At 61.6% G+C, this 1150-nt stretch carries 1 protein-coding gene; it reads right to left on the bottom strand.

The genetic code is table 11. From position 1 onward, the window contains the following. Nucleotides 1-136: 136 nt before the first annotated feature. Nucleotides 137-1093, bottom strand: coding sequence for an IS5 family transposase (locus AC1DX0_RS36190; protein ID WP_477359338.1), 957 nt, complete (start codon nt 1091-1093; stop codon nt 137-139). Nucleotides 1094-1150: the final 57 nt, after the last annotated feature.

Genomic DNA, 1150 nt, shown 5'->3' with positions numbered 1-1150 from the left:
GGGCCTGTTGTGTAATTGCAGCAGAGCGCGGATGAGAGCGGGATTGCGGGAATATCGCCCGTATTCGTGAGTTCTTGTGTCTGGTTTGGARTTTCGGGCGGCGGTTCGGCCTCGTGGGGCCGGACTGCGGGCGCACCTATCCTGTGATGGCGGCCCATCGGCGCATGTTGAAGGCAATCGCCGCTAACGTCACCTGGGCAGTGGCTTTGGCCAGCCCGACATAGCGGATCGTRGTCAGCTTCATGCGGTTCTTGAGCGTGGCGAAGGTGGTCTCGACTGCGGCACGCCGTCTGGCGATCAGACGGTTGTAATGTTTGAGCCGCGGCGGCAGTGCATGGTGCTTGTTGGGGCGGCGCGCGATGCGAGGCTTCTTGCCTGCGGCCTTGAGCCGGGCACGGCGGGCATGGGTGTCGTAGGCGGCGTCCGCCCATACCGYCTTCTCGTCGCCGCAGATCAAGGCATCGGCCACCACCGTGTCGTTGACGTTGGCAGGCGTCGTGATCACTTTGCGGATCAGGCCAGAGCCCTCATCCACTCCGACATGTGCCTTGTAGCCGAAAGTGAAGCCGCCCTTGCCTTGCCGCACCGTGACACGGGCATCYGCATCCTTTGATGCCTGCTCGTCCGTCGGCGGCAATGAGACCGCATTGATCAGCGTGGCATCCAGCATCGTGCCCCGCTTCAGGATCACGCCAGCCTTCTCCAACTGCCRGTCCAGTTCGCCAAACAGCTTCTCGAACAGACCTTCGCCGACAAGCAGGTTGCGAAAGCGCGAAAGCACCGTGTGGTCRGGAATGCTCTCCTCCAGCCCGAGCCCGACGAAACGTCGGAACGACAGCCGGTCGCCAAGCGCCTCCTCCAGTTCGCGATCCGACAGTCCGTACAGAGATTGAAGCAAAAGCGCCTTGAACAGGATCAACGGTGGCCAGGCAGCCCGACCCGGTCCACCATCGCGCAGCGGGTTGAGTAGCTTCTCGAAGCGGTACCACTTCACCAGACCTGACAATCGATCGAGTGGCGAAGAACCGCCTGCCAACTTGCCGCCCAGAAAGGCTTCCGCCAAGCTCAACTGACCCGTCTGCTTCACTGCCATCGTGATTCCCTCCGAGCGTCAATCTCAGAGAATCACAACCAGCGAATTACGCAACAG

This window comes from Mesorhizobium sp. P3_A9 (assembly GCF_056402975.1).
Note: the sequence above shows the minus strand (reverse complement) of the source record. Positions and strands in the feature narration are given on the sequence as shown.